The sequence below is a fragment of the Virgibacillus proomii genome (genome assembly GCF_018916875.1).
GTDB classification, from domain to species: domain Bacteria; phylum Bacillota; class Bacilli; order Bacillales; family Amphibacillaceae; genus Virgibacillus; species Virgibacillus proomii_B.
In genome coordinates this window covers 216,012-232,880 of the sequence record NZ_JAHLNO010000028.1, presented here as the reverse complement: position 1 = coordinate 232,880, position 16,869 = coordinate 216,012, and the positions used below count along the sequence as shown (strand labels likewise).

The following is a 16,869-nucleotide window of genomic DNA, read 5'->3' as shown; positions in this document are numbered from 1 at the left end:
CCAACTTTTCGATCTTTTTATCTTTTTTGGAACATATACTTCTTAAAAAAATAAAAATTTTTACGATGTCCAATCCAATTTCTTAACGATAAGAAAGGATGCTTATGTTGAAAACCGATAATACAAAGCTGCTAATTTTATACACAAGTGATGTTCATGGTCATATTATGCCAATAAATTATGGAACAAAACAAGAAGCTGATAGCAGCTTGGCAAGATTTAGTACTGTAGTAAAAGAGATTCGCAGTAAATCTGATCATGTACTTGTTCTTGACAATGGAGATCTGATTCAAGGCACACCATTGATGACCCATTATATAAAGCAACACAGTGACAAACCTAATCCTATGATAAAAGCAATGAATATGATTAACATTGATGCCGGAGTGATCGGGAATCACGAATTTAATTTTGGTCAACAAATTTTACAGGCAGCCATTGATCAGTCAATCTATCCATGGATTTCAGCTAATATTATTGATAAAAATACCAACAAGCCTAAATATGGACCACCTTATATCATTAAAATAATCAATAAAAGTATAAAAGTCGCTATTATTGGTGTGACTACCCATTATATACCCAATTGGGAATCAAAAAAACATATTGCTGGTCTTCATTTTGCTGATGCCCTTACCACTGTAAAGGAATTAGTTCCTTATGTTCGTAAAATGGAGCAACCTGATTTAGTAATTGTTGCTTATCACGGCGGGTTCGAGCGGGATATTGAAACTCACGAAATAACAGAACCATTAACAGGTGAAAATCAAGGATATGAAATATGTCAGATTGATGGCATTGATATACTACTTACTGGTCACCAACACCGACAATTAACCGGTCGTATTAATAATGTATTAGTTATCCAACCTGGAAATAATGGGATCGCCTATGGAGAGATTGAAGTAGTATTTGAAAACAGTGGAACTGAATGGAAAGTGAAGGACAAGCAGGCTTCTGTTCAACTTTTATCTGATATACCACCTGACAAGGAAATATTATTAGAAACGGAAGACATTGAACAGTCTACCCAGAAATGGCTTGATCAACCGGTTGGTTATATTAAAGGTGATATGACGATTGATGATCCTTTTCTTGCTAGAATAAAAAAACATCCATTTATTGAATTTATCCAAAAGGTGCAAATGGAGGCAAGCGGTGTGGATATATCGGTCACGTCATTACTAAATAACAATTCCAAAGGCTTCAAGTCTACAGTTACTATGCGTGACGTTGTCGCTAACTATATGTATCCGAATACGCTCGTCGTTTTAGAGTTGCAAGGAAAAGACATTAAAGCAGCTCTAGAAAAGAGTGCAGCTTACTTTATGCTGGGTGAAGATGGAAACATTATCGTTAACCCTAGTTATGAGAAACCAAAACTCCAACACTATAATTACGATATGTGGGAAGGAATTACCTACACCATAAATGTAGCAAAGCCAGCTGGCGAAAGAGTCGAGAAATTGCATTATCATGATCAACCAATTATGGAACATGACCGCTATCATGTGGTATTAAATAACTATAGAGCAAGTGGTGGTGGAGATTACACCATGTTTCAAAATAAACCGATTGTTAAAGAAATTCAAAGAGATGCTGTCGAGTTGATTAGAGCATATTTTGAAAAATATACAATCGTAGAAGCAACCGTAACGGAAAACTTTTCCGTCATGGCTAAGTAAGCGACTGAACAAAAGCTTGAGGGGATCAGTTTACTAGAAGCACGAGCTGTGAAGCTTTTAAGTGCTTGGTTAGTGATGTACAAACTGGAGAGCTTCTAACGAGAGAAAGTGGAACTTCATTCAAGGGATACTTTTTCTCCTTGAAAGCCTCAGTTCGCAGACGTTCTTGAAAAACAGTGATCTCTTACTGCCAAAATGCCAACGAATCAAAAATAGGAGCACTTTTCTCTCATCTTTTGCAAAATTACAAGTAAATTTTTCAAATGAGAGAAATACGGCTCCTTTTTTACTTACAAACCGTTTACTCGGCAAAATTACGCATCCCGAACTTTTCGTTTTTTTCACACTAAATTAATCATCATATGCTTCCGTCTCGATATCTTGCTCTAAGATATCTCCTGATTCTGCATTAATTTCAAAGTCTGCTTCTTGCTTGCCATTCCTTAACTCTACTTCGTAAACTAACTGATTATCTTCTTTATCTAATTCAACACTTATAACATCACCATCAAATTGCTTAATAGCAATTTTCTTAGCTTCTTCTAAAGAAATAGAGTTCTTTTTATCCATATTTTTTAAAGCATCGTCATCATCGTGACCCTCTTTGTTTCTATCCTGTTTTATTTCTTTTTTACTTTCATGCAAAACTTCGCCTGTATCTCCATCTAATTCTAAATCATATTCGGTATTGTTATCTTGCACTTCGACTTCATATACAGCCTTGTTTCGATCTTTATCCAACTCAAACTCTGTAATGGTTCCGTCATATTGTTCCTGAACCATACTTCTTATTTTCTCACTATCAAGCTTTGGATTTACTTCATCAGCATTTGTATAATAAACACCTGACCCTAAAATAACCGCTCCTGCTAAGACTCCAATAATAATACCTAGCTTTTTTTTCATTTATCTTCACTCCTTGTTTGTTGTTATTTATATCATAACCACAAGGAATAAGAACACCGTGTGAATAAGATTAGAATTCAATGAGAAATAGAAGGATTTTAAATAAGTATGTTTAGAAATATTGCTATATATCTAGCATTAATGCCGTTAACCTGCTAATTGAACTTATGCAACAGTTAAACACTTTATGGCGAAATTAATTCCAGCACTCGTTTCATATATGTAAAATAAAAGCGTAAGTGCTTAGTTACGATATACTAACTGGAGAACTTCTGGAAATATGCCCTGCAACAGGGGTAGGCCGACGCCTGAGCGACAAGCCCCCTTTTAGTCGGCATTCCTTTAAATTCGAGCCGATGTTGACTTATCGTAGGAAGAAGAGCGAAGTTTACTAGTCGCTTGAGCGCTGAAGCTAGACATCAAAAGGACAAGCGCTCGGGTAGCGACGTACAAACTGGAGAACTTCTGACGAGATAAAGGAAACATGCCCTGCAACAGGGGTAGGGCGACGCCTAAGCGACAAGCCCCCTTTAGTCGGCATTCCTTTAAATTCGAGCCGATGTTAACTTATCGTAGGAAGAAGAGCGAAGTTTGCTAGTCGCTTGAGCGCTGAAGCTAGACATCAAAAGGACAAGCGCTCGGGTAGCGACGTACAAACTGGAGAACTTCTGACGAGATAAAGGGAACATGCCCTAACAGGGGTAGGCCGACGCCTAAGCGACAAGCCCCCTTTAGTAGGCATTCCTTTAAATTCGAGCCGATGTTGACTTATCGTAGGAAGAAGAGCGAAGTTTGCTAGTCGCTTGAGCGCTGAAGCTAGACGACGAAGCTGCTTTCAAAAAAGATATCCACATGTAGAAACGAAGATAATTTCCTAAAAAAGGACAAAAGAAAAACTTCTGGTCATTTTTCACCAGAAGCTAATCAATCATCTTCTCTTTCAATTTCTGTAAATAAAATCTCGCCAGTAAAAGCATCAATCGTTATCTCTGCTTCATCTTCCCCATTAACAACTTTTACTTCATACACAAAACTACCGTCTTCTTCCTCTAGTTCAAAATCTTCAATCGTTCCTGCAAATTCTTTAAGGGCTAGTTCCTTGGCTTGCTCCTCATGAACAACTACTTTAAGTTCTTCGGAATTGTTTTTGTCTTTATCTTTAATCATATTATCTTTTTCAGTTGGATCTTGTACATCTTTCGGTTGTTTATCTTGTTTATCCTTCTTTTTATCAGGAGCACTCAGTTCTCTTAAATTCATAACTTCTCCCGTTTTCTCATTTATTTTTATTTCGAAAATCTTTCCCTCATGATCGATAAGGGCATAATAATAGCCGCTTTTCTCATCCTTTTCCACATCACCTTTGATTTTACCAGGATACTGGCTTGAAATAATATCCTTAGCTTCTACTTTTGTTATTTCTGCGCTTGAAGATGTGGAACCAAAATAAAATACACTAAAACCAATTAAAGCTAAACCAATAATACATGCAAGGATAACTCCTGTTTTTTTATTCAATGTTTATCACCCCTTGCTTTTTTCTAAGGGAGAACTTCGAAGTGTTCTATTCCGGCTTTACAGTGTTCTGTTTCAACTTTCCCTCTTTCAGCATACAATAACTAACTGAGAAGTAACTGTTAATATCATTAAAATTTGCTAAGAATTTCGATGGGAAGTGTAACGATAAACGTTGACCCCTCCCCCATCTTACTTTTCACCTTAATATCACCTTGATGTTCTTTTACAATCGTCCTAGCTATTGCCAAGCCCAGCCCTGTTCCGCCAGTATCCCGACTTCTCGCTTTATCTACTCGGTAAAAGCGTTCGAAAATACGATTCTGTTCTTGTTCTGGAATACCCGATCCGTAATCTCTTACGTTGATGACCGCCTGCTTATTTTTTTCTGATAAACGAATCTCTACGCGATCGTTGCTATATTTTAAGGCATTATCAATCAATATATAAATAACTTGTTCCAACTGATCTTTATTTCCAGTAAGAATAATGGAACTTTCGGGTTTATGAAATAGTACCTCTCTTCCATACGCACCTTGAAAAGTCTTTACCGTTTCCTCTATTAAAGTAACAAGATCAACCTGGTCCATACTAGCACCATTTTTATTTTTCGCTAATATGAGCATTTGCTCTACTAATTTACTCATGCGATCTGATTCTGAGTCGATTGCTTCCATTGCTTCCTTTACAAGCTTTGGATTGTCTATTCCTCTACGCTTTAGAAGCTGTGCATAGCTTTTTACAATTGAGATTGGTGTTTTTAATTCATGGGAAGCATCAGAAACAAAAATCTCCTGTTTTTCAAAGTTATCTTTTAAATAATCAATCATTTTATTAAATGTCATTTCCATTTCATATAATTCATCACGGGAACGGTTTTCTACATTAATTTTTTTCCAATTGCCCTTTTTCATATTTTCTCGCATCGTTTGAATTAACATTTTGATTGGATTTAATAAAAATCTACTCAATATATTTCCGCCAAATATAATTGGAACTAATATAATTCCAGACGAGACAAGTAACACATAAAATAAAGTTGTCATCGTACTATCCAAGGTTGTTAACTGATTCGATACCTGCAGTGTAACTACTTCACCTGCATGATTACCTGTCCCCCAAATAACTGGTTTATTTATAACTGCAACATTGGGTGTATCCTTTTGTTTGATAATTTGCTGCGTTTCTTTCGTGGAAAAATCTAATGGTATATCATACTTAACTGCCTGCCCAGCAGAAATAAATACCGTGCCAGCTTGATTAATTACACGAATCATCCCTTGCTGTGGAGAGAAAGAGCGAAATAACTCTTTCGACGCGACATCAGGCTGTTCGTTAATCGTCTCAACTAATCTTTCCGTTTGATGTGCCAAGTCCTCTAAGTAACCATCTGTAGAAATTTTATAAAACAACATGTAGATTGCTGTATTAATAATTAATATTACAATTAGCATGAACAAGCTGGAGTATAATTGGATTTTTGTCTTTAGTTTCATGTTTCCGTATCCTTATCCTTTATTGTATAGCCTACTCCTCGAACTGTTTGAATATATGTCTGATCATATCCTTTATCTATTTTCTGTCGCAAATAACGGATGTAAACATCAACAACATTTGTATCTCCATAATAATCAAATCCCCAGACGTCTTCGATAAGCTGTTCTCTAGTTAACACGATATTTTTATTTTTTAATAAACAAACGAGTAAATCAAACTCCCGAGGTGTTAATTCAATCTGTTTCTCGTTGCGTTTTACTTCTCTGCTACTGACATTCACATATAAATCGCCGACTGTAAAAACATCCCCATTTTCCCGCTTACTAATCGGATTACGTAAGTGTACACGGATCCTGGCTAGTAGCTCTTCAATTTGGAACGGCTTTGTTATATAATCATTTGCCCCTAAATCAAGACCACTAACTTTATCATGTACTTGATCACGTGCTGTTAATAATAGAATTGGAGTTGTTTCATCGAATCTTCTAACCCTCCGTAGAACCTCTAATCCGCTTAGTTTTGGTAACATAATATCAAGTAGCACGAGATCCCATTTTTTCTGTTCCATCTCCGCTAACGCGATTTTACCGTCTTCAGCTATTTCTGTCTCGTAATTTTCATATTCCAACTCTAACTGAAGTACTCTGCTTAATTTTTTTTCATCTTCTACAATTAATATTTTTGGTTTCCCCATGTTTACACCTGCTTTTTATATAGTGCTAACTAATTCATTTGCTGTATATTATTACCTAAGTTAGTATATTTTATCTTTTTTTAACATGTTTCCTTCTTTGCACTTATGAACTCGTGAAATAGTAGGCTACCTAAATGTAATAGGATATAGTGTGTCTACTTAAAAATAGCAATAATCTGTAAATAGCTATTCATCCAATTAGATAGTTATCAAAGCAATAGCTTATGAACTCCTGGGTTAAAATTTATGGTTTCTAAAAACTAATTTACTTTACCGTTGATTATTGAGAAATAATAACGATGCAAATCATTACATTAAATAATAATTCTTCTATTTGTAAAATAGTCTACTCTTCCACTTCAATAAAACCGTTTTATAGATAATAGGCTTCAACTATATTTTAGCTTATCTTAAACATAACAAATAATTGGAAAAAAGTCTGCTAGCGTTGGGTCTTAGCTTATTCCGCAGTTCATCCCCTTCTACCGATAAGCGTCATTATAAAAAATGCCTTCTAATACAAACCTTAACCTTTCTGGTATTGCCCTGCTACGATATTTTGTTCATCACAACATATTTCCACTCGATTAGCTTTTAGCTCTTGAAATGCAAATTTCGTCAATCCAGTTACCGCTCGGACATAAAACCTTGCCCTTCGTATCTCGTATCAATCCAGTAACCTATTTCAAATTTTGGAACTTGCCAATTAATCCGATGCAGTCCAGTACAGCCGAGTTGGATCCTCCACTTATCCTCCTAGGTTTTTCACCTCTAGCATGGAAGGGCAGGTCTTACTGCCAGTTACATGCTAGATAAAAAAGGGTTTGCCGATAACCATCAGCAAACCCTAATATTTATCCTAAATGTTGGTACAGAAAGTCCCTTACCGATTCAGGAGTTTTTGTGTAAGCACTATGTTGATGTGCTTTTTTCTCCCCGCCTTGAAAAACTAAAATGCTTGGAATTCCCATGACCTCATATTTTTCAGCAATACCTTTCACTTCATCCGTATTTATTTCATACCATTTATAATTGTTATATTCAGTGATAATATCGCCAATAAACATATCCAGCCGTTTACAATCCGGACACCAGTCGGCAAAAAATTTAATGATTACAGGCTTCTCGCTTTGAATAACTTTATTGAAAGCTTGTTCTGTACTTAATCGTTCCATACTAACTCCCCCTCTCCTGCCCTTTATTGTAACCATTTCTATATCGTTTGTCTTACCATTTGCTTTTTGCTGTTAGATTGAATTATACATATTCCACTCTTCCTAAAATATAAGCTGCTGCTAGTCCAACAGTAAATGAGCCAATACTAAGCAGCCCGATATTTACAGATGTTGGCCAGCCGGGAAATACAACAAAAATAGATCCAATAACCATACCGATTATGATGGCTAATGTGGCGGTGGTGAAATGGGTTAAAAAATAATTAACCACCTTACTCATAAAAATTATCCCAATCACAATACCAACGCCAGTAACTACAATAATATCGAGTTGAAAATTACTTATTGCACTAATAACCGTTGGGTAAACGCCGATAACAAGTAATAGAAACGATCCGCTGATCCCAGGTAAAATCATTGCAGCACTGGCAATCATACCGGAAAAAAACAGCAAAATATACGTAGAAGTATCTATTTGTGTAATGACCGCAGCCTTTCCTTCATTTAGAAAGACCATTGATCCTACGATGATAGCACCGATGAGCAATAATAAAACATGGTTTAACTTAAATGTTTTTTTAGCATCTGCTTTATAAAACAAGTATGGCAAGATACCGATTATGAGGCCTAAAAAGAAAAATTGAGTTGGTGCTGGATAATGATCAAATAACCACTCAATAACACGGCTCAGCACTAATATAGCAGTTACAACACCGATACCAAGCGGTATTAAAAAGCCTAATTGTTTCTTCCAATCCTTACTTAAAAAACCATTGATAGCCGCTATTAATCTATCATATATCCCTAATAATACTGCAATTGTTCCTCCACTTACTCCTGGGATAACGTCACTTGCGCCCATTAAAATTCCCCGATAAATATTTTTCCATTCCATGTTAATAAATCACCCTTCAGATCAAAGTCAAGTTTATATTATCAATCGTCGATTAGTCATTTACAAATTCATGTCTATTGCTATAAACGATGTGCTAAAAAGTCTAGTAAATAACGTAGCTAATTTCTTTATTGACTAGATTCTTACCACCTGCTCAGTAACTGCACTATTCCACAGTACATCGAACTCGCTCATCCTTTTATGAACATGAACCAGAATACATAAATTATCATACCAAATAATCCTTGCTTTTTATAGCAGAAAATTGTAAAATAAGTCCACAGGCTACCTTGTATAGCAAGGTAGCTGTTTTTTTAAAATACTATATTGTTATGCAAGGTAGGTGAACAAATGTCGTTACGAAGTCAATTACTAAAGGGGATTTTGGAAGGTTGTATTTTAGCAATTATGAATAAAAGACCTATATACGGCTATGAGCTTTCCATTGTTTTAAAAGAATTTGGACTAACCAATATTAGTGAGGGTTCCATCTATCCAATTTTGTTGCGATTGCAAAAAGAAGAACTGATCAGTGGAAAAATGAAAAAATCAGAAGCCGGACCAAAACGAAAATATTATCAATTAACTGCAAAAGGAAAAGAAGCATTAGCTGAGTTTAATCAGCAATGGGAATTGATAAAGCATCCGGTCGATCGAATTTTAAACTCGGGAGGGAATAAATAATGAATGCAAACGAATTAATCTCCATAAATAACAAAAAGCGTAACCAATTAAATGAAGATAATTTAGCTTTCTATGAAGATATGCTTGTTTATATGCGAACAGCAAGTAATAAATCTGAACAACAAACGGAAGAAATTTTATTGGAATTGTTAGAGCATTTAATCGAAGCCCAATCAGAGGGAAAAACAGCAGCAAATATATTTGGTCCTGATCCGAAGGCTTATTGCAAAGAATTAATTAATGAGCTCTCTAAAGAAAAACGCAAATATAATCTTCTATTTGCAACGAGAATCATTATTCAAGTTGCAGCTATTTTCTCTATCATTGATGGAGTAATTAGCTCCGCTCTTTATTATTTGTTTAATAAAGGCGAGAATACGATTACCTTGCATCTCGGCTCCTCCTTGATCTCTTTTATGGGTTTTTTACTTCTACTCTATATCTTTATTAAATTAATATTTTGGTGGTTAAAACGTTCCACCTTCGTAGGAAAACGAACTAAAAAAGGGGTAGAATTTCTCCAAGTTTGGATCGGTTCCACCATCTTTATTTTACTATTCTTAGCAATTGTGTATTTAATTCCTGAATTTGGGCCAGAAATTCAAATACCAACACTTGCATCAATAGGGATAGGTCTCACTTTATATATTGTTTCTTATCTGTTAAAGAAAAAGGAAAGGCAAATTTAATTCGTTTGCCTTTCTTTTTTAGTTTAATTATAGCTCCTTAATTTTGATCTTTTTACTGTTATAAGCACCTGTGTACATCATATCAATTTTTTCCCAATGCTTAATTGCTTGTTGGATAGCTTTTTCTCCTCGATCAAGCGTATGATTGTTCACTAGCGTTACAATCTCGACACCACCATCTTTTAATGTATCCCCAACTTCAAAAGGGCTATTAAAAGAAGGATAAGAGAATAATCCAAGGGCTTGTCCACCAATCACTGTTTCCTGATTAGCTGTAGTTATGGTTACATCTTTAAGAAATGGTTTTACGTCTTTGAGCATCGGCGTAAAATCATAGCCGTTTTTCGTTTCGGCATCCTTATATACGTCACTATGAATGAGCATATCACCAACTGCAGCTATTGAAATTTGTTGTTTTGACTGGTCTTTTTTCTCCATCGTTAGCTTTTTTTCCTGATGATTATTTACTTCCAATTGTTGGTTATTGCTACACCAATAATAATCAAAAAACAAGAAATGACAATAGTTGCTTTTACAATTCGTTTAACCATTTTGTCTGCTCCTTATCATAGCTGTACTTTTTTATCATATCGGAAAAACTAGTTTATACATGTTTAGAAAGAAAAAATTACCTAGTCAAGCATAAAGTAACTCTTCATTCATGGAGTACTGTTATTTTTGATGTAGCATAGATAAAAGAACATCCTTAAAAAAACCATGATATATCGCTGTCGAAGTTTTTCTTGTCCTTGAAAATCCGTAATGTATCTGCTGTCAAAGCACACTCTGTCCTTGAAAAAGAAAGGCACTTTTTCTGCGTGCGATGTGTCGCTGACGAAGCTTTTCTTGTCCTTGAAAAAGAAAGGCACTTTTTCTGCGTGCGATGTGTCGCTGACGAAGCTTTTCTTGTCCTTGAAAAAGAAATACACTTTTTCTGTGCGATGTATCGCTGTCGAAGCATACCCTGTCCTTGAAAAAGAAAGGCACTTTTTCTGCGTGCGATGTATTCGCTGTCGAAGCATACTCTGTCCTTGAAAAAGAAAGGCACTTTTTCTGCGTGCGATGTATCGCTGGCGAAGTATACTCTGTCCTTGAAAAAGAAAGGCACTTTTTCTGCTCCGATGTATCGCTGGCGAAGTATACTCTGTCCTTGAAAAAGAAAGGCACTTTTTCTGCGTGCGATGTGTCGCTGTCGAAGCATACCCTGTCCTTGAAAAAGAAAGGCACTTTTTCTGCGTGCGATGTATTCGCTGTCGAAGCATACTCTGTCCTATTGCATGCTTTTGTAATCGACTCGACCAAAACAAATCGGGAACATTAGGTGCCGTTATCTCCCACTTAGACTCCTTCATATTCTCCATAACTCTTGTAGTGGGAGTCTTTCATTAGTGTGGCGTAAATATTGAAATTAACTGTATGCTCAAAGCTTAATTTGTGAACTATCATTCCCAATTATAACGCATTTTCTCGTTTTGTTTTAAAATACTTCGTTACAACAGTAATTTTTTAGAATTCTATGTTTATTTTTTTTTCTTAAGGGAATAAGAGAAATATAACCATATTACTTATGAAAGGATTTTTGATAATGCAACACACACAATATCAGCCTACCAAAAATAAGCAGCTGACCGCTGCTCAAGAAGTGCTCTATGCTAAAGCATTTAAACAAGCAGACATTGCTGGTGGCTTTCGTAAACCACGTGTGAAACAAGCAAATAAAGAAAATCCTAATCAAAATTAAACTTTATACTGTAAGAATAGTTTTCCCCTATTATGAACTCCCGATTTGTAAAGGTTTTTTACAAATCGGGAGTTTTTTTGAAACAAATTTGTCACTGAAACCGTACTACCTACTAACAAAATAATTAGGAGGTTTACTGAATGTCTTTAGCAGCAATCGAGTTAGTCGATGTCAAAAAAACAATCGGCAAAAAAGAAATTATTAAAGGTCTCTCCTTTTCCATTCCAAAAGGAGAAGTATTTGGCTTTATCGGGCCAAATGGTGCTGGTAAAACAACGACTATCCGGATGATAGTTGGTCTAATGAAGTTAACGGATGGAGATATTTTAATTCAAGGAAATAGTATAAAGACGAATTTTAAACAGGCTATTCGTGAAGTTGGAGCTATCGTAGAAAATCCGGAAATGTATCCATTTATGACTGGACTGCAAAATTTAAAACATTATGCTCGTATGGTTCCTGGAGTTACGAATGAACGCATTCACGAAGTAGTTAAACTGATAGGACTTGAAAAGGCAATTAATGAAAAGGTTGGAAGATATTCGTTAGGGATGCGCCAACGATTAGGAATTGCTCAAGCATTGTTACATAGACCGTCTATATTAATACTTGACGAACCAACCAATGGGTTAGATCCGGCCGGAATTCGGGAAATACGGCAACATATTCGAAAGCTTGCCACTGATTTAAATGTAGCAATTATTATTTCCAGTCACTTGTTGTCCGAAATTGAACAGATGTGCGATCGTATTGGCGTCATTAAAAATGGAAAACTGATTAAAATTCAAAACGTTGGTGGTGAAACAACAGATAACCTCATCCACCACATTGAAGTGAAACCACTAGATAAAGCAACCCAATTATTAAGAGATCACTATCAAATAGAACCGATTGAATTAGATGGTAACTTATCATTCCGTTGTGAAAAAGAGCAAGTGCCTTCTATTATTAAAAGTTTAGTAGAAAATAATTGTGCTATTTATCAAGTAAATGTAGCTAATGGTACATTAGAGGATCAATTCTTTGAACTGATTGGAGAGAATATAATTGAGTAGAATGTTAAAATTAATTCAAAATGAACAAGCAAAAATATATATCCGTAAGTCATCTTGGGTGATGTATATTATTTTAGCCGCCATTCTTATAGGGTTTGTGTTTATACAGAAAAACTTTGCTGACTTAAATACCGAATATCAGAATGATGATTGGCGTCAAGTTTTGGAAGATAAGAATAAAAAGCTTGAGAAAGAAATGAAAAAAGATGAATTTGCAGCAGAAATAAACCCTTTAACTATTGCTAAAAATAATTATTATTTGGAAAATGACATTCAGCCTGAGCCCTATGATGCTTGGCAATTTACGAAAGATGCAGTTTTAATGGTCAGCTCTCTTGCTGGTCTCTTTACTATAATCATTGCCGCAGGAATTGTAGCTAACGAATTTAATTGGGGGACGATCAAACTCCTGTTAATTCGACCAATCTCAAGAAGCAGCATACTGTTATCTAAATATATCTCTATTTTGTTATTTGCGCTATATACCCTTATTTTTGGTCTTATTTTTAGCTGGATATTAGGAGCTATCTTTTTCGGGGTTAATGGCTTAAATCCTTCCATAGTAGCAGAAACAGCGAATGGCTTTAAAGAACTCGCAGTTGTGCCGCAAATTTTTATCAATTATGGTTATCAATTGGTGGGGCTTGTAGTAATGGCTACTTTTGCTTTTACTATTTCAGCGGTCTTCCGTAACGGCTCGTTAGCAATCGGTGTCGCCATTTTCTTGATGATGGGATCCAGCACCATTGTAAGTTTCTTCCTTGATAAAGAATGGGCAAAATATATTCTATTTGTCCATACTGACTTAAGCCAGTATGCTGAAGGAAATGAACCGATGATTGAAGGGATGACACTTGGCTTTTCAATCACTGTATTATTCGTTTACTATGTTATATTCATGCTTTTGTCATGGATTGTTTTCACAAAAAGAGATGTCGCTGGTCAATAACAGATGGCTATAAGCAACATGGGAGTATTAATTTTTAAAGTGGCGTATTATAATAGATGCATAACTATACCCTAGAGTTATCAACCTTTGCAATTGAGGTGTTTTCAGTGAAGCGGTACTTAACAATATTTTTCATTGGCTTAAGCGCATTTATTTTAGTGGTTGGGTTACGTACAAATACTCAATGGAGCGGTATTGTTTCCTGGGGATTATCCTTTATATTCTTAATATGCGCTGCATATTTTACAAAATATATTTCAAACGAAGATGAAGGAAAATAAAGTGAATCTTCAATCAGCGGAGGGGTTCTTTTATCCCCCTCTGATTGTTAGAATGAACAGAATCGGGCATTGACTTGCAGTTGGATCCTCCACCCTCCTAGGGTTCGCCTTGTAGCATGGAAGGGCAGGCCTTACCGCAAGTTACATGCGGGATAAACGTTTTCACACCCCAAAGAAAAAGTACTGTCAAAAAAAGTGATCTTTGCACAACGAAAAGTAAAGATCACTTTTTTAAATATTTTCTAATTGAAACAAAAAAAAAACTTTCAGCGCTATTACCAATTAAAAGGAATATTTATCTTTTACATCTTCGGGTGCTATTTTAACCATCCACTGCAGGATAAATATTAACAGCGTAACATCATCCACCATACCAAAACCAAGTAAGAAGTCGGGAATTATATCAAAAGGAAAGAGAAAATAACCGATGATAACAGCTACAAATAGAAGCTTTTTGGATTTACTAACTTCCCTTGATAGAAAGAAATCTTTTATAAAGGGAATTGACTTATGAAAAGTAAATAAAAAACGGATTCTCGACCATATTTTTCTCATCTATAAACACCTTTAGTCTCTAGACTTCTAAACAACTTTATCATAAAGTGAAACTTCATTCAGTAGGAGTTTTCTTCCATCTCCTACTGAATGTTAGTACTGTAAAGGTATGACCTAAAGGTCCTTGAACGAATCGGGCATTTAGGTGCCGTTTTCTCCCACTTAGCCCCTTTTGTACCAACTCAGGCTCTTGAAGTGGGAGTCTTACGGCACCTTACATACGGGATAAATTGTATGAAAAAGCATAACATACCTATATCCCATAGCTCAATTGAAAAGTTTGTTCACTTTTTTTATCGTTTATCATTACTTCTTGTCCATTTACGATCTGTTTATCAACAGCTTGACCATTAGACCCGTTTATGTATGCTTTATAACCAAGTACTTGTAAAGATGAGGAATAGTAAATTATAACTGTAGCCATATTTATTTTTGCTTCTTGGTGAAGTCTGGGTATAGAACATGGCGAATTTCGTTAACTAGATACGTTCATTAGCTCCTATTTAAACCGTTTTTCATTTACAGTAAACTACATTGTCCTGAACATTCAACTTTTTTTGAAGGAAGCATTACATTCACAAAGAATCGTTAAAGAAAGCATGGTACTATAGTATCTTACAGTGTTAACACAACAAAAACTACCCCAGCGATAGGAAAGGTTTATCGCTGGGGTAAATTTCTACTTATTCTTTTTCGCCGCTTTTTCACGTTCGCTCTTATTTAAAATTTTCTTGCGTAGACGAATAGACTCTGGTGTAACTTCACAGTATTCATCCTCATTTATATATTGTAAAGCTTCTTCCAAAGACATATGGCGCGACTTACGAATCGTTATCGTTTGATCTTTTGTTGCTGAACGAACATTCGTCAAATGTTTTTCTTTTGTAATATTTACAGTCAAGTCATTATCGCGATTATGTTCGCCAACGATCATACCCGCATATACTTCAGTCCCAGGAGTGACAAAGATAACTCCACGATCCTCTAACTGCATAATTCCATAGCTTGATACTTTCCCATTTTCTAAAGCAACAAGTACGCCTTCCCTTCTTCCGCCAACTTGTCCTTTAACTACAGGTTCATACCCCTCAAACGTATGATTTAGAATTCCATATCCATGTGTTTGCGACATAAATTCCGTCGAATAACCTAACAAGCCGCGAGATGGTACTTTAAATTCAAGTCGGACTTGTCCATTTCCTTGGTTTACCATGTTCAGCATTTCGCCTTTTCTTGCGCCAAGTGACTCCATTACTGCACCTGTATATTCTTCAGGCACATCCACTTGGACACGCTCCACAGGCTCACATTTGACACCATCGATTTCTTTAATGATAACTTGCGGTTTGGACAATTGTAATTCGTAACCCTCTCGGCGCATGTTTTCCACTAAAATGGATAAATGTAATTCGCCACGACCAGATACAGTCCATGCATCTTTCGAGTCTGTAGGATCTACTCGGAGACTGACATCTGTCTCTAACTGTTTATATAAGCGCTCTTCAATTTTCCGCGACGTAATATATTTACCTTCTCTTCCAGCAAAAGGACTATTATTAACATGAAAAGTCATCTGTAAAGTCGGTTCATCAATTCGCAACCAAGGGAGCGCCTCTGGATGATCTTCTGGACAAACCGTTTCTCCTACATTTAAATCTTCCATTCCAGCTACTGCTACAATATCTCCGGCAACCGCTTCTTTTATCTCGACTCGTTTCAGACCAATAAAGCCAAACAATTTAGAAATACGGAATGATTTTTGCGTTCCATCTTTTTTCAATACAACAACATGCTGGCCAACGCTCATTATTCCGCGGACTACTCTGCCAATACCGATCCTGCCAACATAGTCATTATAGTCAAGTAAAGTAATCTGAAATTGTAGTGGCTCTTTTCGATTATCCACTGGTGCAGGAATATGTTCTAAAATAGTTGTAAATACAGGATCCATCGTGGCTGCCTGTTCATCTGGCTCATATCCAGAGGTACCATTTAATGCAGAAGTATAAACAACTGGAAATTCCAATTGATCATCGTCCGCTCCAAGTTCAATAAATAAATCCAACACTTCATCAATTACCTCATTCGGTCTGGCGTTCGGACGATCAATTTTATTTAACACAACGATCGGTGTGAGCTTTTGTTCTAGCGCTTTTTTCAAAACAAAGCGTGTTTGCGGCATCGTTCCTTCAAAAGCATCAACTATCAAAGCGACACCATCAACCATTTTCATAATCCGTTCTACTTCTCCGCCAAAATCCGCATGACCAGGGGTATCTAAAATATTTATTACAGTATGCTTATATTTTACGGCTGTATTTTTAGCCAGAATTGTAATCCCACGTTCTCGTTCAATATCTCCGGAATCCATCGCTCGTTCATGCACTTGTTCATTCTCACGAAAAGTGCCTGAATACTTCAACAGCTGATCAACTAAAGTTGTTTTCCCATGATCAACATGAGCGATAATAGCGATGTTACGAATATCTTCTCTTAATTGCATACGTACTCTCCTCTATTTTTAAGGGAATAAGAAAACCATTCAATT

At 36.0% G+C, this 16,869-nt stretch carries 17 protein-coding genes and 1 pseudogene; 6 read left to right on the top strand and 12 right to left on the bottom strand.

The features are described 5' to 3' along the window. Positions 1-104 precede the first annotated feature (104 nt). Positions 105-1,685, top strand: a complete 1,581-nt coding sequence (locus KQI21_RS15260) for a bifunctional metallophosphatase/5'-nucleotidase (RefSeq protein ID WP_216485088.1) — start codon at positions 105-107, stop codon at positions 1,683-1,685. A 351-nt stretch (positions 1,686-2,036) separates the two neighbouring features. Here KQI21_RS15260 and KQI21_RS15255 read toward each other — a convergent pair whose 3' ends face one another. The 7 genes and pseudogenes from KQI21_RS15255 to KQI21_RS15225 form a co-directional block, all read right to left on the bottom strand. Next, on the bottom strand, positions 2,037-2,591 hold the full coding sequence (locus KQI21_RS15255; protein ID WP_216485087.1) for a PepSY domain-containing protein: 555 nt from the start codon (positions 2,589-2,591) through the stop codon (positions 2,037-2,039). Positions 2,592-3,515: 924 nt separating this feature from the next. After that, a complete protein-coding gene (locus KQI21_RS15250; RefSeq protein ID WP_216485086.1) occupies positions 3,516-4,109 on the bottom strand; it encodes a PepSY domain-containing protein in 594 nt (197 codons plus the stop codon). Between the two features lie 128 nt (positions 4,110-4,237). Further along, the gene (locus KQI21_RS15245; RefSeq protein WP_216485085.1) at positions 4,238-5,602 is read right to left on the bottom strand and encodes a HAMP domain-containing sensor histidine kinase; all 1,365 of its coding nucleotides are present in this window, start codon (positions 5,600-5,602) and stop codon (positions 4,238-4,240) included. Further along, a complete protein-coding gene (locus KQI21_RS15240; protein ID WP_216485084.1) occupies positions 5,599-6,297 on the bottom strand; it encodes a response regulator transcription factor in 699 nt (232 codons plus the stop codon). Before KQI21_RS15240 ends, KQI21_RS15245 begins: the two co-directional genes overlap by 4 nt. A 405-nt stretch (positions 6,298-6,702) precedes the next feature. Then, positions 6,703-7,032 (bottom strand): annotated as a pseudogene (locus tag KQI21_RS15235) (GNAT family N-acetyltransferase); the annotation flags it as partial. Positions 7,033-7,151: 119 nt separating this feature from the next. Next, positions 7,152-7,472, bottom strand: a complete 321-nt coding sequence (locus KQI21_RS15230) for a thioredoxin family protein (protein WP_216485083.1) — start codon at positions 7,470-7,472, stop codon at positions 7,152-7,154. Between the two features lie 82 nt (positions 7,473-7,554). Further along, positions 7,555-8,367, bottom strand: a complete 813-nt coding sequence (locus tag KQI21_RS15225; RefSeq protein ID WP_216485082.1) for a DUF368 domain-containing protein — start codon at positions 8,365-8,367, stop codon at positions 7,555-7,557. Positions 8,368-8,718: 351 nt separating this feature from the next. Between KQI21_RS15225 and KQI21_RS15220 the strand changes: the two genes are divergently transcribed. Next, positions 8,719-9,051 carry a PadR family transcriptional regulator gene (locus KQI21_RS15220; protein ID WP_216485081.1) on the top strand — a complete coding sequence of 111 codons (333 nt, stop codon included), beginning with the start codon at positions 8,719-8,721 and terminating at the stop codon, positions 9,049-9,051. Further along, positions 9,051-9,740, top strand: coding sequence for a DUF1129 family protein (locus KQI21_RS15215; protein ID WP_216485080.1), 690 nt, complete (start codon positions 9,051-9,053; stop codon positions 9,738-9,740). The genes KQI21_RS15220 and KQI21_RS15215 overlap by 1 nt, the downstream gene beginning before the upstream one ends. 27 nt (positions 9,741-9,767) lie before the next feature. Here the strand turns inward: KQI21_RS15215 and KQI21_RS15210 are convergent, their stop codons facing one another. Beyond that, positions 9,768-10,178: a CapA family protein gene (locus KQI21_RS15210; protein WP_216485079.1), complete on the bottom strand. Its 411-nt coding sequence runs from the start codon at positions 10,176-10,178 to the stop codon at positions 9,768-9,770. Positions 10,179-10,399: 221 nt separating this feature from the next. Continuing rightward, complete coding sequence (locus tag KQI21_RS15205; RefSeq protein ID WP_216485078.1) at positions 10,400-11,092, bottom strand: hypothetical protein; 693 nt, start codon at positions 11,090-11,092, stop codon at positions 10,400-10,402. Between the two features lie 233 nt (positions 11,093-11,325). On the opposite strand from KQI21_RS15205, the gene KQI21_RS15200 reads away from it, so the two are divergent. The 3 genes from KQI21_RS15200 to KQI21_RS15190 all read left to right on the top strand — a co-directional run bounded on the left by KQI21_RS15200 (position 11,326) and on the right by KQI21_RS15190 (position 13,485). Continuing rightward, complete coding sequence (locus KQI21_RS15200; RefSeq protein ID WP_216485077.1) at positions 11,326-11,481, top strand: YfhE family protein; 156 nt, start codon at positions 11,326-11,328, stop codon at positions 11,479-11,481. Between the two features lie 140 nt (positions 11,482-11,621). Further along, on the top strand, positions 11,622-12,536 hold the full coding sequence (locus KQI21_RS15195) for an ABC transporter ATP-binding protein (protein WP_216485076.1): 915 nt from the start codon (positions 11,622-11,624) through the stop codon (positions 12,534-12,536). A 1-nt stretch (position 12,537) separates the two neighbouring features. Beyond that, complete coding sequence (locus KQI21_RS15190) at positions 12,538-13,485, top strand: ABC transporter permease (protein WP_309245566.1); 948 nt, start codon at positions 12,538-12,540, stop codon at positions 13,483-13,485. Between the two features lie 563 nt (positions 13,486-14,048). On the opposite strand, the gene KQI21_RS15185 is transcribed toward KQI21_RS15190, so the two are convergent. The 3 genes from KQI21_RS15185 to typA form a co-directional block, all read right to left on the bottom strand. Further along, on the bottom strand, positions 14,049-14,321 hold the full coding sequence (locus KQI21_RS15185; RefSeq protein WP_216485074.1) for a YkvA family protein: 273 nt from the start codon (positions 14,319-14,321) through the stop codon (positions 14,049-14,051). A gap of 253 nt (positions 14,322-14,574) precedes the next feature. Then, positions 14,575-14,745, bottom strand: a complete 171-nt coding sequence (locus KQI21_RS15180) for a hypothetical protein (protein WP_216485073.1) — start codon at positions 14,743-14,745, stop codon at positions 14,575-14,577. 255 nt (positions 14,746-15,000) lie between these two features. Then, positions 15,001-16,824, bottom strand: a complete 1,824-nt coding sequence (gene typA / locus KQI21_RS15175) for a translational GTPase TypA (protein ID WP_216485072.1) — start codon at positions 16,822-16,824, stop codon at positions 15,001-15,003. Between the last annotated feature and the right edge of the window lie 45 nt (positions 16,825-16,869).

What these genes read in the sequence shown, in the direction of transcription:
- KQI21_RS15180 (WP_216485073.1), bottom strand. Translation starts at nt 14,745, where the DNA reads ATGGCTACAGTTATAATTTACTATTCCTCATCTTTACAAGTACTTGGT.
- KQI21_RS15190 (WP_309245566.1), top strand. Translation starts at nt 12,538, where the DNA reads ATGTTAAAATTAATTCAAAATGAACAAGCAAAAATATATATCCGTAAG.
- KQI21_RS15245 (WP_216485085.1), bottom strand. Translation starts at nt 5,602, where the DNA reads ATGAAACTAAAGACAAAAATCCAATTATACTCCAGCTTGTTCATGCTA.
- KQI21_RS15210 (WP_216485079.1), bottom strand. Translation starts at nt 10,178, where the DNA reads ATGGAGAAAAAAGACCAGTCAAAACAACAAATTTCAATAGCTGCAGTT.
- KQI21_RS15200 (WP_216485077.1), top strand. Translation starts at nt 11,326, where the DNA reads ATGCAACACACACAATATCAGCCTACCAAAAATAAGCAGCTGACCGCT.
- KQI21_RS15195 (WP_216485076.1), top strand. Translation starts at nt 11,622, where the DNA reads ATGTCTTTAGCAGCAATCGAGTTAGTCGATGTCAAAAAAACAATCGGC.
- KQI21_RS15255 (WP_216485087.1), bottom strand. Translation starts at nt 2,591, where the DNA reads ATGAAAAAAAAGCTAGGTATTATTATTGGAGTCTTAGCAGGAGCGGTT.
- KQI21_RS15260 (WP_216485088.1), top strand. Translation starts at nt 105, where the DNA reads ATGTTGAAAACCGATAATACAAAGCTGCTAATTTTATACACAAGTGAT.
- KQI21_RS15225 (WP_216485082.1), bottom strand. Translation starts at nt 8,367, where the DNA reads ATGGAATGGAAAAATATTTATCGGGGAATTTTAATGGGCGCAAGTGAC.
- KQI21_RS15185 (WP_216485074.1), bottom strand. Translation starts at nt 14,321, where the DNA reads ATGAGAAAAATATGGTCGAGAATCCGTTTTTTATTTACTTTTCATAAG.
- KQI21_RS15230 (WP_216485083.1), bottom strand. Translation starts at nt 7,472, where the DNA reads ATGGAACGATTAAGTACAGAACAAGCTTTCAATAAAGTTATTCAAAGC.
- KQI21_RS15220 (WP_216485081.1), top strand. Translation starts at nt 8,719, where the DNA reads ATGTCGTTACGAAGTCAATTACTAAAGGGGATTTTGGAAGGTTGTATT.
- KQI21_RS15205 (WP_216485078.1), bottom strand. Translation starts at nt 11,092, where the DNA reads ATGAAGGAGTCTAAGTGGGAGATAACGGCACCTAATGTTCCCGATTTG.
- KQI21_RS15240 (WP_216485084.1), bottom strand. Translation starts at nt 6,297, where the DNA reads ATGGGGAAACCAAAAATATTAATTGTAGAAGATGAAAAAAAATTAAGC.
- typA (WP_216485072.1), bottom strand. Translation starts at nt 16,824, where the DNA reads ATGCAATTAAGAGAAGATATTCGTAACATCGCTATTATCGCTCATGTT.
- KQI21_RS15215 (WP_216485080.1), top strand. Translation starts at nt 9,051, where the DNA reads ATGAATGCAAACGAATTAATCTCCATAAATAACAAAAAGCGTAACCAA.